The organism is Actinophytocola sp. (genome assembly GCF_035942955.1).
GTDB lineage: Bacteria > Actinomycetota > Actinomycetes > Mycobacteriales > Pseudonocardiaceae > DASYTH01.
In genome coordinates this window covers 1-16,668 of the sequence record NZ_DASZCQ010000339.1, presented here as the reverse complement: position 1 = coordinate 16,668, position 16,668 = coordinate 1, and the positions used below count along the sequence as shown (strand labels likewise).

Sequence of the window (16,668 nt, the reverse complement as noted above, 5' to 3'; positions counted from 1 at the left end):
TTTAGGCCGGTTCGGCGGCGAGTGCCGCGCCGATTCGGCGTAGCTGGGCCGTGGCCCCGCCCAAGCTGAACTCGAAGCGCTTTGCGGCAACAAAATACCGGTGCAGGGGGTAGTCCTTGTCAATACCTACGCCACCATGGATGTGGACAGCGGTATGGGCTACTCGGTGGCCGGCGTCGGCGGCCCAGAACTTCGCCGTGGCCACCTCGGTGGCAGCCGGCAGCCCCTCGGCGAGCCGCCAGGCCGCCTGCCACAGCGTCAACCGGATCGCCTCGACGTCGATGTAGCCGTCGGCCAGCCGCTGCGCCACCGCCTGGAATGTCCCGATAGGACGGTCGAACTGCACGCGTTGGGACGCGTACTCTGCGGTCAGCTCGAGCGCCCGCTCGGCGACACCCAGCTGCGCCGCGCACGACCCGACCGTGCCGTGCGCGGTCAACCACTCGGCCACCCGGGCGTCGCCGAGCACCCGGTCGGCGCCGAGCTCGACCCCGTCGAGCTCGAGCAGGGCCTCGTCGTCACCGTCCACAATCTCCTGACGCCGCACGCCAACCCCGGAATCCCTTGGCGTAACGAGGAAGACGGCCGTGCCCTCGTCGGTGTCGGCCGGCACCAGGAACAGGTCGGCGATCGGTCCGGCCGGGACGGTGGTCTTGACCCCGGTCACCCGCCACCGGTCCCCGTCCCGCTCGGCCCGGCACGCCGGATCGCCCACCTCCTCGGCCAGCGCGGCGGTGAGCACCAGGTCACCGGTGGCCGCCGGGCGCACCCAGCGGTCCCGCTGCCGCGGCGTGCCGAACTCCGCGATCGCCGAGGCGGCCAGCACGATCGACGGCAGGTACGGCACCGGCGCCACGGCCCGCCCCAGCTCGACCAGCACGGCGCACCGCTCGAGCAGCCCGTAGCCCGACCCGCCGACGTCGACCGGCAACGCGGCGGACAGCACGCCGGCCTCGGCCAGGTCCGTCCACAAGGTCCGGTCGAACCGGTCGGCGCCGGACTCGATGTCGCGCAACCGTTCCTCGGTCACGCGGTCGGTCAGGATGTGCCGGGTCAGCCCGGCAAGCTCCTGCTGGGCCTCGGTGTGGGAGAAGTCCATGGGTCACCGCCTCGCCGCCGGCAGGCCGAGACCGACGGCCGCCACGATGTCGCGCTGGATCTCATTGGTGCCGCCGCCAAAGGTAAGGATCAGCGACGAGCGGTGCATGCGCTCGATCCGGCCGCGCAGCAGCGCGCCGGGGGAGCCGGCCCGGACGTAGGCCGCCGGCCCGAGCACCTCCATCAGCAGGCGGTAGGCCTCGGTGGCGAACTCGGTGCCGAAGATCTTGGTGGCCGACGCGTGCGCGGGGTTGAGGCCGTGCCCGACGCCCCAGGCGATCCGCCAGTTGATCAGCTTGAGGAACTCGGCCTTGGCGTGCACCCGGGCCAGGTGGAGCTGCACCCATTCCTGGTCGATCACCCGGCGCCCGTCCGGCAGCTTGGTGGCCTGTGCCCATTCGCGCACCTCCCACAGCGCGCGTTGCACGGGCGCGGCCGAGGTGAGCGCGACCCGCTCGTGGTTGAGCTGGTTGGTGATCAGCTGCCAGCCGCGGTTCTCCTCGCCGACCAGGGCGGTGGCCGGCACGCGCACGTCGGAGTAGTACGTCGCGCTCGTGCTCGGGCCGGCGACCGTGTGCACCGGCGTCCAGGAGAAGCCGGGCGCGTCGGTGGGCACGATCAGGATCGACAGGCCCTTGTGCTTGGCGGCGTCCGGATCGGTGCGGCAGGCCAGCCAGACGTAGTCGGCGTACTGGATGAGGCTGGTCCACATCTTCTGCCCGTTGATCACGTAGTGGTCGCCGCCCCGGACCGCGCGGGTTCGCAGCGACGCCAGGTCGGTGCCGGCCTCCGGCTCCGAGTAGCCGATCGCGAAGTGCACCTCGCCGGCCGCGATCCCGGGCAGGTAGAACGCCTTCTGCTCCGCGGTGCCGAACTTCATGATCGTCGGGCCGACCGTGTTGATGGTCAGGAACGGCACCGGCGCGCCGGCGATCGCGGCCTCGTCGGTGAAGATCAGCTGGTCCACCATGGACCGGTTCCGGCCGCCGTACTCCTCCGGCCAGCCGAGCGCCAGCCACCCGTCCGCGCCCATCCGGCGCACGACCTCCTTGTACACCGTGCCGTCGCCGTACTCGCCGCCGGTCGAGGTGAGCGCCTCGCGTCGCTCCGGGGTGATCAGCGTGGCGAAGTACGCCCGGAGCTCGCGGCGCAGCCGCTCCTGCTCCTCGGTGTAGGTGATGCGCATCCGGTGCTCCCGACTCGGTGTGCAACGTGTTCTAGATGAGCATAGTCCAGGGCAGGCGAGGACCTTGCTCTCAATAAGAACACGTTCTAGTCTTTGGTCATGAAGGCAGCCGTGCTCAACCAGGTCGGGGACACCAAGCTCGAGCTTCGCGAGGACGTCACCACCGCCGACGTCGGCCCGCAGGAGATCCGGATCCGGGTGAAGGCGACCGGGGTGTGCCACAGCGATCTCTCCGCGATGGATGGCACGCTGCCCGCGCTCGCGCCGGGGATCATCGGGCACGAGGGCGCAGGCGAGGTGGTCGAGGTCGGCGGCCTTGTTACCACCCTGACCCCGGGCGACCACGTGGTGCTCACGTTCGTCGCGCCGTGCGACGACTGCGTCAACTGCCACCGCGGCCAGCCGCATCTGTGCGCGGTCAACGCGATCGCCGCGTTCAGCTCGCCGCGGTTCCGGGTGGGCGAGACGGCGGTCTTCGGCTACGCCGGGCTCGGCACGTTCGCCGAGGAGCTCGTGGTGCCGGCCAGCGCGGCGGTGAAGATCGACGACGACGTGCCGTTCGAGATCGCGGCGCTGGTCGCCTGCGGTGTGATGACCGGTGTCGGCGCGGTGATCAATACCGCGCGGGTGGAGCCCGGCGCCAGCGTGCTGGTGATCGGGTGCGGCGGCGTGGGGATCTCGGTGATCCAGGGCGCCCGGCTGGCCGGCGCGGCGCAGATCATCGCGGTGGACCCGGTGCTGGACAAGCACGAGACGGCCAAGCGGTTCGGCGCGACGCACGCCACCACGCCGGACGGGCTCGCGGCGCTGAACGCCGAGCTGGCCGGGAACATGGGCTTCGACTACGCGTTCGACGTCGTGGGCATCCCGGCCACGATCCGCTCGGCATGGGACAACGCCCGGCGCGGCGGCACGGTCGTGGTCGTCGGGGCCGGACGGGCCGATGCCATGGTCGAGTTCAGCGCGCAGGAGCTCTTCCTGCACGACAAGCGGTTGGTCGGCTCGTTCTACGGCGGGGCGAACGTGCAGCGCGACTACCAGCGCCTGCTGCAGCTGTGGCGCACCGGCCGGCTCGATCTCGAGGGCATGATCAGCAAGCGGATCACGCTCGACGAGATCAACGACGGCCTCGACGCTCTGCGCGGCCCCGGCGGCCTGATCCGGCAGATCGTCACGTTCTCATGACCCTGGAGGGCAAGGTCGCCATCGTGACCGGCGCGGGCGCCGGTCTCGGCCGGGCCGAGGCGGTGGCGCTGGCCGGCGCCGGCGCCGACCTCGTCGTCAACGATCTGTCCAATATAGACATAGCCGACGAGATCGAGGCGTTGGGCGGCAAGGCGGTCGTCGTCAAGGGCGACGTCGGCGAGCGGGCGACCGCGGATGCGCTGATGTCGGCCGCGCTCGAGCAGTTCGGCGGCGTGCACATCGTCGTGAACAACGCCGGCCTGCTGCGCGACCGGATGCTGTTCAACATGACCGACGAGGAGTGGGACCTGGTCGTCCGGGTGCACCTGCGCGGTCATTTTCTCCTGTCCCGCAACGCCGTCGCGCACTGGCGGGCCCGGTCCAAAGCCGACGGTCGCCCGGTGTACGGGCGGATCGTCAACACCGCGTCCGAGGCGTTCCTGCTCGGCGCCGAGGGCCAGCCCAACTACGCCGCCGCCAAGGCCGGGATCGCCGCGCTCACCGTCGCCACCGCCCGCTCGACGGCGCGCTACGGCGTGCGGGCCAACGCGATCTGCCCCCGAGCGCGCACGGCCATGACGATCCCGGTGTTCGGCGCGGCGCCGGACGGACCCGACCCGTGGTCGGTCGACCACGTGGCCGAGTTCGTCACCTACCTGGCCTCGCCACCCGCCGAGGCGATCAACGGGCAGGTGTTCATCTGCTACGGCGGCCGGGTGGGGCTGCTGTCCCCGCCCACGATCGAGCGGCGGTTCGACTCCGCAGCCGCGGTCGGCGAGTATTTCAGCCAGCGCGATCCACAGTGGACTTTTGCGATGAGGGAGGAACTGTGACGCTCACCGTGCGGCCGCACCGCGACGAGGTCGGCCTCAAGGACGGCCAGCTGTACGTGGACGGCGCCTGGCGGCCGGCCGCGGACGGCGCCACGTGGACCCACCTGCACCCCGCGTCCGGCGAGCCGATCGGCGAGTTTCCGATCGCCACCATGTCCGATGTGGACGACGCGGTGCTGGCCGCGCGCCGCGCGTTCGACGACGGGCCGTGGCCGCGATCCCGGGCCGGCCAGCGGATCCAGCTGCTGCACCGGTACGCCCAGCTGCTCCGCGAGCACACCGACGAGCTGCAACGCCTGCAGGCGCTGGACAACAGCATCCCGCTGTCGTTCGGTGGGGTGTACGCCCCGTCGGTCGGCGCGGCGGCCGACGTGTTCGACCACCACGCCGGCTGGGTCGACAAGGTGGGCGGTCAGACCCTGCCGCCCTACCAGGGCGGCGACCACCTGGCCATGACCTTCCGCGAGCCGATCGGGGTGGTGGCCGCGATCCTGCCGTGGAACGCGCCCTTCCTGCTGTTCGCCCAGAAGGTCGCGCCGGCGCTGGCGGCCGGGTGCACGATCGTGCTCAAGCCGTCGGAGTACTGCACGTTCTCCGTGCTGCACATGGTCGAGCTGCTGGTCGAGGCCGGGCTGCCCGACGGCGTGCTCAACGTGGTGACCGGGCCGGGCGACCCGACCGGCGCGGCGCTGATCACGCACCCGCTGGTGGACAAGGTGAGCTTCACCGGCAGCCGCGCGGTCGGCAGGCGGATCGTCGAGGCCTCGGCCGGCACGCTCAAGCGGGTGTCGCTGGAGCTCGGCGGCAAGAGCCCCACGCTGGTGTTCCCGGACGCCCCGGACATCGGCCTGGCCGCGATGACCACGATGGGCACGGTGACCATGGGCCTGTCCGGCCAGGCGTGCGTGGCGCACACCCGGGCCCTCGTGCACCGCGAGGTCTACGACCAGTTCCTCGCCGCGGCCGAGATGATGGCCGGCGCGATCACCTACGGCGATCCGTTCGACGCCGGCGTGCTGGCCAGCCCGCTGATCAACACCCGGCAGCTGGACCGGGTGCTCGGTTTCATCGAGCGGGCGCAGGAGGCCGGGGCCAAACTGGTCACCGGTGGCACGCGGCCGGACGGCGAGCTGGCGGCCGGCAACTTCGTCCGGCCGACCGTCTTCGCCGACGTGGCCAACGACATGGAGATCGCGCGCGAGGAGGTGTTCGGGCCGGTGCTTGCTGTTATTCCGTTCGCCTCAGATGACGAGGCCGTGCGGCTGGCCAACGACACCGAGTACGGCCTCGGCGCCGGGGTGTACACATCGGACGCCAAGCGGGCGTTCCGGGTGGCCCGCCGGCTGCGCGCCGGAACCGTCGGCATCAACGGCTTCCAGCTCGAACCGCACCTGCCGTTCGGCGGCTTCAAGCAGTCCGGGCTCGGCCGCGAGGGCGGGCGGAGCGCGTTCGAGGCCTACACCGAGCTGAAGACCGTGATGATGCCGCTGACCGAAGAGCTGATGTGAGCAGGCTGGCCGGAAAGCGCGCGTTGATCACCGGGGCGGCGCGCGGCCAGGGCGCCGCCGCGGCCAGGCGGTTCGTTGCCGAAGGCGCCCGGGTGATCATCGCGGACGTGCTCGACGACGAGGGCAAGGCGCTGGCCGACGAGCTGGGTGAGCCGGCCGAGTTCCGCCACCTTGATGTGTCCCAAGAGGACGAATGGGGCGCGGTGGTGGGCGACGAGCAGATCACCGTGCTGGTCAACAACGCCGGCATCCTGCACTTCGCACCGCTGGCCGACACGTCGCTCGCCGACTACGAGCGGGTGATCCGGATCAACCAGATCGGCACGTTCCTCGGCATGCGCGCGGTGATCCCGGGCATGATCACCGCCGGTGGCGGCTCGATCATCAACACCTCGTCGATCGAGGGACTGGCGGCGGCGCCCACCCTCGTCGCCTACACGGCCAGCAAGTTCGCCATCCGCGGCATGACCAAGGTGGCCGCGCTGGAGCTGGGGAGCAAGGGCATCCGGGTCAACTCCGTGCACCCAGGCATGATCGACACCCGGATGCTGCCCACCGCGCTCGGTGGCGTCGAGGTCGACCTGAGCCGGGTCGGCAAGCGCCTGCCGCTGCGCCGGGTCGGCCGGGCCGACGAGATCGCCGACCTGATCGTCTTCCTGGCCAGCGACGAGAGCTCCTACTGCACCGGAGCCGAGTTCGTGGCGGACGGTGGGGCCACGGCCAGCCACGCACTTTCGGTAACTTGAGCCGCTGATGGTCGTTTGTCTGGTATGAGCGTCGAAGCGGGTCCCAATGTCGGGCTACGCGGGCTGGCCCAGGTGGGCCGGCTGACGTCGCTCGCCTGGGACGTCGGACGGCTCATGTTCCGGCGGCCGTTCCAGATCCGTGAGCTGATCCAGCAGTGCTGGTTCTTCGCCAGCGTCACGATCCTGCCGACCGCGCTGGTGTCGATCCCGTTCGGCGCGGTGATCGCGCTGCAGCTGGGCTCGCTCACCCAGCAGATCGGCGCGCAGTCGTTCATCGGCGCGGCCAGCGCGCTGGCCATCGTGCAGCAGGCCAGCCCGCTGATCACCGCGCTGCTGGTGGCCGGCGCCGGCGGTTCGGCCATGTGCGCCGACATCGGGGCGCGGAAGATCCGCGAGGAGATCGACGCGATGGAGGTGCTCGGGGTCAACCCGATCCAGCGCCTGATCGTGCCGCGCGTGCTCGCCGCCATGATCGTGGCCACCCTGCTCAACGGCCTGGTCAGCGTCGTCGGCGTGTGCGGCGGCTACTTCTTCAACGTGGTCATGCAGGGCGGGACCCCGGGCGCGTACCTGGCCAGCTTCAACGCCCTCGCCCAGCTGCCCGACCTGTGGATCAGCGAGATCAAGGCGGTGGTCTACGGCTTCGTCGCCGGGATCGTCGCGGCCTACCGCGGCCTGAACCCGTCCAGCGGGCCGAAGGGCGTCGGCGAGGCGGTCAACCAGACGGTCGTGATCACCTTCCTGCTGCTGTTCCTGATCAACGTCGTGATCACCGGCATCTACCTTCAGGTCGTCCCGCCGAAGGGAATGTGAGCCCATGGCGACGATCGAGGCACCTGCACGCAGCGCGGCCGCCAAACGCGCAAGCACCGCCGCCAGGGCGCCGCAGGAGGGTCTCGCCACCCTTGGCCAGCAGCTCGCGTTCTACGTCCGGGTGCTGGCCTGGGTGCCGCGGACCCTCGTGCACTATCCCAGGGAGACGCTGCGGCTGCTGTCCGACGTGTTCTTCGGCAGCGGCGCCCTCGCGGTGATCGGCGGCACGCTCGGCGTGATGATCGGCATGACCGTGTTCACCGGCCTGATCGTCGGCCTGCAGGGCTACTCCGCGCTCAACCAGCTCGGCACGTCCGCGCTGACCGGCTTCATCGCCGCCTACTTCGACACCCGCGAGGTGGCGCCGCTGGCCGCCGGGCTCGCGCTGTCGGCGACCGTCGGATGTGGATTCACCGCGCAGCTGGGCGCCATGCGGATCTCCGAGGAGATCGACGCGCTCGAGGTGATGGCCGTGCCCAGCGTGCCGTACCTGGTGACCACCCGAGTGCTGGCCGCGGTCGGCGCGGTGATCCCGCTGTACATCGTCGGCCTGCTGTGCTCCTACGCCGCCTCCCGGCAGATCACCGTGTGGTTCTACGGGCAGTCGGCCGGCACCTACGACCACTACTTCCACCTGTTCCTGCCGCCGGGCGACGTGCTCTGGTCGTTCCTCAAGGTGATCATCTTCAGCGTCGTGGTGATCCTCGTGCACTGCTACTACGGCTACACGGCCACCGGCGGGCCGGCCGGGGTCGGCGTCGCCGTCGGCCGGGCGGTGCGGGCCGCGATCGTGCTGCAGATGCTGCTTGACTTCTTCCTCAGCCTGGCGATCTGGGGCGCGACGACGACCGTGCGGATCGCCGGATGAGCCGCACCGAACGCCCCCCGCTGCGCTACCAGCTCTACGGGCTGGTGTTCCTGGTGATCGTCGGCCTGCTGGTGGCGCTGTCGATCGGCTTCTACCGCAAGTCGTTCACGCCGATCGTGCCGGTCCGCCTCGAGGCGAGCCACGTCGGCAACCAGCTTCGCGAGCACGCCGACGTCAAGCTGCGCGGCCTGATCGTCGGCGAGGTGCGCGGCATCCATCCCAACGGTGGATTCGCCGTGCTCGATCTCGCGCTCGATCCCGACCACGTGAGCAGGATTCCCGCGAACGTCTCGGCGCGCCTGCTCCCGAAGACCCTGTTCGGGGAACGCTATGTGGCGCTTCAGGTTCCCGAGCACCCGGACCGTCCCATCGCCGCCGGCGACGTGATCACCCAGGACCGCACGGCCGCGGCGATCGAGATCGAGCAGGTCCTCAATGACCTGATGCCGGTGCTGCGGGCCGTGCAGCCGGACAAGCTGGCCGCCACGCTGAACGCCATGTCCACCGCGCTGGACGGCCGGGGCAAGCAGCTCGGCGACACCCTGGTACAGCTCAACACCTACCTGCAGCAGATCACTCCCGCACTGCCCGATCTCCGCGCGAACATCGCCAGGATCGCCGAGGTCGCCGACACCTACGCCGACGCCGCGCCGGACCTGTTCCAGGCGCTGAGCGATCTGACCACGACCACGCAAACCGTGGTGGAGCAACGGGCCGGGTTGGCGAACCTGTTCGACACGCTGACCGTCGCGTCGGTCGACCTGACCAACTTCCTTGCCGCGAACCGGGAGAACCTGATCAGTCTCGGCACGACCGCGCGGTCGACCCTCGAGGTGCTGGCCAAGTACGCGCCCGAGTACCCGTGCCTGCTCGAGCAGCTCGTGGACTCGATCCCGGCGGCCGACGCGGCGTTCGGCAAGGGCACCGCCCACCCGAACGTCTCCCGGGTGACCATCGAGATCACCTCCAGCCGCGGCAAGTATTTGCCCGGTGTGGACACTCCGCGCTACGAGGACAAGCGCGGGCCACGCTGCTATCCGGTGGCCAAGCCCCCGGCCAGGTTCCCGCAGTACCCGGCGGGCGGCCCGCTCAAGGACGGCTCCACCAAGCCGCCGCCGCCGAAGTCCGACCGGCCGCAGGACTTCCAGCCGACGGTTCCGCAGGCCGCCGCCAGCGAACCGAGCCTGCCCAACTCGCCGGCCGAGCGGGACCTGATCGCGGCGCTGATCGCCCCGTCGCTGGGCATCATGCCCGCGGACGTCCCGGCGTGGAGCTCACTACTGGTCGGCCCGCTGTTCCGCGGAGCGGAGGTGACCCTGCAATGAGAGGAGGACGGGGGGTCGCCGGCCCGCTGATCAAGATCACCGTGTTCGCGGTGGTCACCATCGGGCTCACCACGCTGCTCGGGCTCACGATCGCCAACAGCGACCTTGGCGACACCAGCGGGTACACCGCGCGGTTCACCGATGCCACCGGGCTCAACGTCGGCGACGACGTCCGGATGTCCGGTGTCCGCATTGGACAGATCAGCTCGATCGAGGTGGTGGACAACCGATACGCCGACGTCGGGTTCGACGTCGACGCGGCGCGCCGGCTCCCGGCCTCGGTCACCGCGACCATCAAATACCGCAACCTCATCGGTCAGCGCTACCTCTCCCTGGCGATCGGCGCGGGCGATCCGAACGCGATCCTGCAACCCGGACAGACGATCCCGCTCGAGCGCACCGCACCCGCGCTCAACCTCACCGTGCTGTTCAACGGCTTCAAGCCGCTGTTCCAGGCGCTCAACCCGGACGACGTGAACAAGCTGGCCGGCGAGCTGATCCAGGTGCTGCAGGGGGAGGGTGGCACGATCGACAGCGTGCTGGCCCACACCGCGTCCCTCACCTCGGCGATCGCCGGCAAGGACAAGGTGATCGGTCAGGTGATCGACAATCTGAACACCGTGCTGGACACCGTGAACGGCCGGACCGCCGAGGTGGCCGGGTTGATCGACACCGTGCAGCGACTGTCCACCGGCCTTGCCGAGCAGCGCGAGCCGATCGGCGACGCGGTCGCCGCCCTCGGCGAGCTGACCGAGTCAACCGCCGGACTGCTGTCCTCGGCGCGCCCGGCTCTGCGCGACGACATCGCGGCTCTCGGTCAACTCGCCGCCAATCTGGCGGATCACGAAGGCACGGTCGACAAGTTCCTGACCACGTTGCCGCACAAGGTCGAGGCGATCAACCGGGTCTCCAGCTATGGCGGCTGGTTCAACTACTACCTGTGCAGCGCGTCCGGTCGGGTCGGCATCTCGAAGCTCGGGATCGTCGTCGACATACCGGGTCTGCCGCTGCCGGGCACGCCGATGGCGGAGAGGTGCGGCCCGTGAGCGAGCTTGCGAGCGAACCATTGAACACTGCCCTGTCGCCGAGGGACGAGGCGACAGGGTTCGCGATCACCGAGCTTGCGAGGTGATCGAATGAAGCCCCTCAAGGAACGCAACCAGGCCACGGTCGGCGCGGTCACCCTCGTGCTGATCGTCCTCGCCGTGCTCGCCGCGTTCAACGCCGACGATCTCCCGATCATCGGCGGAGGCACCACCTACACCGCGGAGTTCAGCGAGTCGGCCGGGCTGCGGCCGGGCAACGAGGTCCGGCTGGCCGGCGTGAAGATCGGTGACGTGCGCTCGGTGGAGCTGGCCAGGAACAAGGTGCTGGTGGACTTCAAGGTGCGGGACGTGAGCATCGGCGACCGCAGCAGGATCTCCATCCAGATCAAGACGTTGCTCGGCGACAAGTACCTCGCCATCGAGTCGGACGGGGAGCGCCCGCAGAACCCGAACGACACCATTCCGCGCAGCCGCACGATGGCGCCGTTCGACATCGTGCCGGCGGTCAGCCAGCTCTCGCGCACCGTCGGCAAGATCGACACCGGTCAGCTCGCGCAGAGCTTCCAGGTCATCTCCGACACGTTCGCGCACACCCCGCAGAGCATGCGGGACGCGCTCGCCGGCCTGTCCCGGCTGTCCACCACACTGTCCACACGCGACCAGGAGCTGGCCCGCCTGCTCGGCAACACCGCCGCGCTCAGCAAGACCGTGGCCGACCGGGATGCTCAGCTGCAGAAGCTGTTCGCCGACGCCACGCTGCTGCTCGACGAGCTGTCCCGGCGCCGGGAGGCGGTCGGCGCGCTGCTGACCGGAACGAAGGCGCTCGCCGACCAGCTGCAGGGCTTCGTCGCGGACAACCAGCAACAGCTCAAGCCGGCGCTGGACGAGCTGACCAAGGTGACCGCCATCCTGCAGCGCAACCAGGACAACCTCAGCCAGGGCCTGCACAACCTCGCGCCGTTCGTGCGGATGTTCAACAACGTCGTCGGCAACGGCCGCTGGTTCGAGGGCTACATCTGCGGGCTCATCCCGCCGCCCACCAACGTCGGCGTGTTCGACATCAACCCCCAGGGGTGTGAAGTGCCCCTGACTCCAGGGGGTTCGCGATGACCGTCCGCACAAGGGCCCAGCGGAAAGCCATCACCACGATCGCGACGGCGTGCGTGCTCGCGCTGCTCATCGCCGCCGCGCTCTGGTGGATGACCACCGGGCGGGGTGGGACGGCGATCACCGCCTACTTCGACAAGGCGGTCGGCGTCTACCCCGGTTCCGACGTGAAGATCCTCGGCGTGGCCGTCGGCAAGATCGACACAGTCACGCCCCAGGGAAGCACGGTCCGGGTGGACATGACCGTCGACGATGGCGTCGAGATCCCGGCCGACGTGTCCGCCGTCGTGGTCGCGCCGAGCCTGGTCAGCGACCGCTACATCCAGCTGACCCCCGCCTACGAGTCGGGCCCGCTGCTGGCCGGCGGCGCCGTGATTCCCCGCGAGCGCACCGGGACCCCGGTCGAGCTGGACGACCTGACCGCCAGCGTGAACGAGCTGGCCACCGCGCTGGGACCGAACGGCGCCAACGCCGACGGCGCCCTGTCGAACGTGCTGGACACCGCCGCGGCCAACCTGTCCGGCAACGGCGAGCTGCTCGGCGACACCGTGCGCCGGCTCAGCGAGGCGGCGGCCACGCTGTCCCACTCCTCGGGCGACCTGTTCTCCACGGTGGACAACCTGCAGAAGTTCACCCAGGCGCTGGCCGACAGCGACGCCCAGGTGCGCCAGTTCAACGACAAGCTGGCCTCGGTCACCGGCTACCTGGCCGAGGACCGGGACGACCTCGGCGTCGCGCTCAGCTCGCTGGCCACGGCCCTGACCCAGGTGCAGGGTTTCGTCGCGCAGAACAAGGACAGCATCGCGTCCAATGTGGAGCGGTTGACCGGGGTCACCCAGGCCCTCGTCGACCAGCGCGCCGCGGTCGCCGAGATCCTGGACGTGGCACCGCTTGCCATGTCGAACTTCCTGTCCACCTACGACGCGGCGTCGGCGTCGTTCGCCATTCGGGGCAACCTCAACGAGCTGACCTACCCGCCGATGCTGATGGTGTGCCGGGTGATCGCGGCGTCCACCCCGGCCCAGCTCCCCAAGACACTCAGCGATCTGTGCCAGCAGTTGGCTCCGGTCATCGACGGCACGCTCAAGCTGCCGTCGGCCGCGGAGGTGCTCGCCGCGCTGTCCGCCGGCAAGCTGCCGCCGCTGCCGTTGCCGTTGACCCAGCTGTACGCCCCCACCCTGGGAGGCGGCGGATGATCCGGCTCCTTGCGGCACTGTGCGCGGGCGCGACCCTGCTCACCGGTTGCGGATTCTCCGGTATGTACGAGATTCCGCTGCCCGGCGGCGCCGATCTCGGCGACCGCCCGTACCGGGTCACCGCCCAGTTCGGCAACGTGCTCGACCTCGTCCCGCAGGCGGCGGTGAAGGTGAACGACGTCGCGGTCGGCCGGGTGGAGCGGATCGAGCTGGCTCAGGACAACGTCACGGCGGTCGTCCACCTGGTCGTCAACGGCGACGTGCACCTGCCCGCCAACGCAGGCGCCGAGCTGCGCCAGTCCAGCCTGCTCGGCGAGAAGTACATCCAGCTGCACGAGCCGGTGGGGGCAACACCGGTCGGCCGGCTGTCCGACGGCGCGGTGATTCCCATCCAGGCGACCAACCGGAACCCGGAGATCGAGGAGGTTCTCGGCGCGCTGTCGCTGCTGCTCAACGGCGGAATCGGCCAGCTGCAGACGATCGTCAAGGAGGTCAATCTCGCCCTGTCCGGCAACGAGCCCGAGCTGCGCGCCTTTCTGTCCAATGTAGACACCGTGGTCGCCGACCTCGACTCCCAGAAGGGCAACATCGTCAAGGCCATCGACTCGCTCAACCGCCTGTCCGGCACGCTCGTCGAGCAGACCGCGAACATCACCGCGGCCCTCGACCGCCTCGCCCCCGGCCTCGAGGTCATCAACGCCCAGCGCGATTCCCTTGTCGCCATGCTCAATGCGCTCGACCGGCTGTCCGAGGTGGCCGTCGACACCGTCAGCCGCAGCAAGGCCGACCTGGTCCGCGACCTTGAGCTGCTGCTGCCCACCCTGCGCAAGCTGGCCGAGTCCGGCGCGAACCTGCCGAACTCCCTGCAGTTCCTGGTCACCTACCCGTTCACCGACTACTTCCTCAACCCGCTCAAGGGCGACTTCGTCAACGTCGACGTGAAGTTCGACCTGGATCTGAGCGTCCTGCTGGAGAACATGGAGAACGCCAGCACGCCGCTGATCCCGCTTCCCACGCCCGGTGCGGGTGTGCCGGGCAGTGCGCCGCTGATCCCCGAGCTTCCCCTGCCGACCCTGCCGCTGCCGTCCCAGGCGCCCGCGGCGAGCGATCCGCTGTCCGCCCTCCTCGGCTCCCTGCTGGGCGGTGGTTCGTGATGTTGCTGCTCAGCACCAAGGTCCGGCTGTTCCTGTTCGCCCTTATCGCGGTCGCCGGGATCGCCTACGTCGGCGGCACCTATGCCGGTCTGGACCGGTTGTTCCTCTCCCGCGGCTACCGGGTGACGGCGCAGTTCGCCGACTCCGGCGGCATCTTCACCAACGCCGAGGTGACCTACCGCGGCGTCGCCGTCGGCCGGGTCACCGAGCTTCGCCTGTCCGACACGGGAATCGACGTGATCTTGGACATCGAGGACGGGGCCCCGCCCATCCCGGCCGACACCCGCGCGATCGTCGCCAACCGCTCGGCCGTCGGCGAGCAGTACGTCGACCTCGTCCCCGACCACGACGGCGGGCCCCACCTGGCCGACGGGTCGGTCATCCCGCGATCCCGCACGGCCATCCCCTCCGGTCCCGAGACCCTGCTGTCCAATCTCGACAACCTGGTCGCCTCGGTGCCCACCGACTCCCTGCGCACCGTCGTCGACGAGCTGGACAAGGCCTTCCGCGGCACGGGTCCGGCCATGCAGGTTCTCCTCGACAGCGCTGGCTCGCTCACCGACGCCGCCACCCGACACCTACCCAAGACGACGTCGCTGCTGGCCAACGGCCGGATCGTGCTGCAGACCCAGTCCGACCAGGCACAGCAGATCAAGGACTACAGCCGCAACCTCCGCCTGATCGCCGAGCAGCTCAAGCAGTCCGACCCGGACCTCCGCTCGCTGATCACTTCGGTGCCGGTGGTCTCCGTTCAGGTCGACGACATCCTCCGCGACTCCGGCCAGGACCTCGGCATCATCATCGCCAACCTGCTGACCACCGCCCAGGTCACCAGCACCCGAATCGACGGCCTCGAACACATGCTCGTCGCCTTCCCCATGATCACCGCCACGTCACCCGGCGCCAACCCAGACGGCACCGGCCACCTAGGCTTGGTCCTGACCTTCAACGACCCCTTCTCCTGCACCCGCGGCTACGAGGGCACCCACCAGCGCCCCGCCAACCAGACCACCGACGTTCCGACCAACCAGGACGCGTACTGCGCCGAACCACCCGGCAGCCCGATCGGTGTCCGCGGCTCGCAGAACGCCCCGTTCGGCGGGAAACCTCAGGAGGTTCCACCTCCGGCAGCAGCTCCGGCGCCGGCCGGTGCGTTGCCGGGGTCGCTATCCTTCCCCGGCCTTTCCCCGACCACGCTAGCCGGGTTGTTAGGCCTAATCTGAACTCGGTGTCGGTTTTCGTTGTTGGGTGGCGGTTTCTTGCTTTCGGCCGTTTCCGGCTGCGTCGGAACGCCGGGGTGGTCCCGTTGGCGGGGCTGGTCCTGGCGTTCCGTGGCACGGCTGTGGACAGGGGGCCGGTACAGGGTCGCGGGGCAGCCCTGTCCACAGCCGTGCACCGGAGTCGGTTTCCCTCGGCTAGTGGGGCCGGTCACTAGGCCATGACCGGGCAGGTGTGGGTGCGCCTTGGGCGGGGCTGGTGGCGACGTTGGAGTCGCGCGCCTGTGGACAGGTGCCCCGTCCACACTCGCGGGGCCCGCCCTGTCCACAGGCGCGCTCACCTTGAAAGACCTTGTCAAAATTTCTTGTGAAGAAAGAAATTAGAACGGTGGTGGATCCGGGTCCGACTCGCCTGGTGCGGTGACTGGCTCGGGCTCCACCATGTGCGTGAACCCCAAGGGGCTGGTCCATTCCAGCCGGTCCCGGGCGAGCTTGCGGACTTGCCAGGCGCCTTCGTGTTTGGCGCGGTGGTGCCGCCGGCACAGGCACTGGCAGTTGGCGTCACAGGTGGCGCCGGTTGGCCAGGGCACTCGGTGGTCCACATCGCACCGCCGGGCTCGACGCGTGCAGCCGGGGTAGCGGCAGGTGCGGTCGCGCACCTGCACAAAAGTCTTCAACGATTCCGGTGGTGTGTAGCTCGGCGAGGTGAGATCGACCACGGCGCCGGTGTGGGGGTCGGTGCGCAGCCACCGCCACGACGTCGCCTCGGCCGCCAACTCCCGGGCCGCCTGGGCGGTGACCGGCAGACCATCGACCTCCGCCGGGCCCGCCGCGGCGATGCCGGGGGCGGGCATGGTCAGGTGCACCTCCACCACCCGATTGCTGGTGTCATTGCCGAACACCAAATCCACGGCGACGTCGGCCTCGATGTGCTGCAGTGTGCGGGGTTCGTTGCCCAGCGCCTTCAATGCCCGGGCCCGGTCGGCGATGACCGCGTGGGCGGTGGCGATCTTTTCGGCGCTGTGGTGGATGGTCAGCGCCGCCATGCCCGGCCCGGTGGGGTAGGCATCGACCCGCCGCCCGCGGACCCGCTCCCGACGGCGTTCCTCGGCGCCCTCCGGGTCCACCGCCAACACTGCCTTGGCCAGCGTGTGGCGTAGCTGGGTGGGGGTCTGCTGGCCGGCCTTGTCCAGCACTTGGGCTTCCACGGCCAGGGCGTGGTCGTCGGACAACTCGGCCACCGCGTCGGCGATCAGCTGGGCCTTGTACTCCTCGATCCACCCCTGATCCAACGCCACCAACGTCTGCGGCAGCCGGTCAACCAACGTACGGGCGAACTTCAGCCGGCATCGGGCGGCCCGGTCGGAGATGTGCAGCTGGGTGGCC

Annotated in this window: 15 protein-coding genes; 12 read left to right on the top strand and 3 right to left on the bottom strand. The window is 69.9% G+C overall.

Features of this window, described 5'->3' with window-relative positions:
* Position 1 precedes the first annotated feature (1 nt).
* Positions 2 to 1,099 carry an acyl-CoA dehydrogenase family protein gene (locus VGX25_RS33890; protein WP_326922065.1) on the bottom strand — a complete coding sequence of 366 codons (1,098 nt, stop codon included), beginning with the start codon at positions 1,097 to 1,099 and terminating at the stop codon, positions 2 to 4.
* Between the two features lie 3 nt (positions 1,100 to 1,102).
* Positions 1,103 to 2,284 (bottom strand): acyl-CoA dehydrogenase family protein, encoded by a 1,182-nt coding sequence (locus tag VGX25_RS33885; RefSeq protein ID WP_326922064.1) that lies wholly within the window; start codon positions 2,282 to 2,284, stop codon positions 1,103 to 1,105.
* A 99-nt stretch (positions 2,285 to 2,383) separates the two neighbouring features.
* Here VGX25_RS33885 and VGX25_RS33880 point away from each other — a divergent pair, with 99 nt between their 5' ends.
* The 12 genes from VGX25_RS33880 (at position 2,384) to VGX25_RS33825 (ending at position 15,288) form a co-directional block, all read left to right on the top strand.
* Positions 2,384 to 3,469, top strand: a complete 1,086-nt coding sequence (locus tag VGX25_RS33880) for a Zn-dependent alcohol dehydrogenase (protein WP_326922063.1) — start codon at positions 2,384 to 2,386, stop codon at positions 3,467 to 3,469.
* On the top strand, positions 3,466 to 4,302 hold the full coding sequence (locus VGX25_RS33875; RefSeq protein WP_326922062.1) for an SDR family NAD(P)-dependent oxidoreductase: 837 nt from the start codon (positions 3,466 to 3,468) through the stop codon (positions 4,300 to 4,302). The genes VGX25_RS33880 and VGX25_RS33875 overlap by 4 nt, the downstream gene beginning before the upstream one ends.
* Positions 4,299 to 5,810 (top strand): aldehyde dehydrogenase family protein, encoded by a 1,512-nt coding sequence (locus VGX25_RS33870; protein WP_326922061.1) that lies wholly within the window; start codon positions 4,299 to 4,301, stop codon positions 5,808 to 5,810. The genes VGX25_RS33875 and VGX25_RS33870 overlap by 4 nt, the downstream gene beginning before the upstream one ends.
* Positions 5,807 to 6,556, top strand: coding sequence for a glucose 1-dehydrogenase (locus VGX25_RS33865; RefSeq protein ID WP_326922060.1), 750 nt, complete (start codon positions 5,807 to 5,809; stop codon positions 6,554 to 6,556). Before VGX25_RS33870 ends, VGX25_RS33865 begins: the two co-directional genes overlap by 4 nt.
* Before the next feature lie 24 nt (positions 6,557 to 6,580).
* Positions 6,581 to 7,369: an ABC transporter permease gene (locus tag VGX25_RS33860; protein WP_326922059.1), complete on the top strand. Its 789-nt coding sequence runs from the start codon at positions 6,581 to 6,583 to the stop codon at positions 7,367 to 7,369.
* 4 nt (positions 7,370 to 7,373) lie between these two features.
* On the top strand, positions 7,374 to 8,237 hold the full coding sequence (locus VGX25_RS33855) for an ABC transporter permease (protein WP_326922058.1): 864 nt from the start codon (positions 7,374 to 7,376) through the stop codon (positions 8,235 to 8,237).
* Complete coding sequence (locus VGX25_RS33850) at positions 8,234 to 9,562, top strand: MCE family protein (protein WP_326922057.1); 1,329 nt, start codon at positions 8,234 to 8,236, stop codon at positions 9,560 to 9,562. Before VGX25_RS33855 ends, VGX25_RS33850 begins: the two co-directional genes overlap by 4 nt.
* Positions 9,559 to 10,608 carry an MlaD family protein gene (locus VGX25_RS33845; protein WP_326922056.1) on the top strand — a complete coding sequence of 350 codons (1,050 nt, stop codon included), beginning with the start codon at positions 9,559 to 9,561 and terminating at the stop codon, positions 10,606 to 10,608. Before VGX25_RS33850 ends, VGX25_RS33845 begins: the two co-directional genes overlap by 4 nt.
* Before the next feature lie 90 nt (positions 10,609 to 10,698).
* The gene (locus tag VGX25_RS33840) at positions 10,699 to 11,718 is read left to right on the top strand and encodes an MCE family protein (protein WP_326922055.1); all 1,020 of its coding nucleotides are present in this window, start codon (positions 10,699 to 10,701) and stop codon (positions 11,716 to 11,718) included.
* Positions 11,715 to 12,911 carry an MCE family protein gene (locus VGX25_RS33835; protein ID WP_326922054.1) on the top strand — a complete coding sequence of 399 codons (1,197 nt, stop codon included), beginning with the start codon at positions 11,715 to 11,717 and terminating at the stop codon, positions 12,909 to 12,911. The genes VGX25_RS33840 and VGX25_RS33835 overlap by 4 nt, the downstream gene beginning before the upstream one ends.
* The gene (locus tag VGX25_RS33830; protein WP_326922053.1) at positions 12,908 to 14,065 is read left to right on the top strand and encodes an MCE family protein; all 1,158 of its coding nucleotides are present in this window, start codon (positions 12,908 to 12,910) and stop codon (positions 14,063 to 14,065) included. The genes VGX25_RS33835 and VGX25_RS33830 overlap by 4 nt, the downstream gene beginning before the upstream one ends.
* The gene (locus VGX25_RS33825; protein ID WP_326922052.1) at positions 14,065 to 15,288 is read left to right on the top strand and encodes an MCE family protein; all 1,224 of its coding nucleotides are present in this window, start codon (positions 14,065 to 14,067) and stop codon (positions 15,286 to 15,288) included. The genes VGX25_RS33830 and VGX25_RS33825 overlap by 1 nt, the downstream gene beginning before the upstream one ends.
* Before the next feature lie 374 nt (positions 15,289 to 15,662).
* Here the strand turns inward: VGX25_RS33825 and VGX25_RS33820 are convergent.
* Positions 15,663 to 16,668 (bottom strand): HNH endonuclease signature motif containing protein (locus VGX25_RS33820; protein ID WP_326922051.1); only part of this gene is annotated, 1,006 nt, incomplete at its 5' end.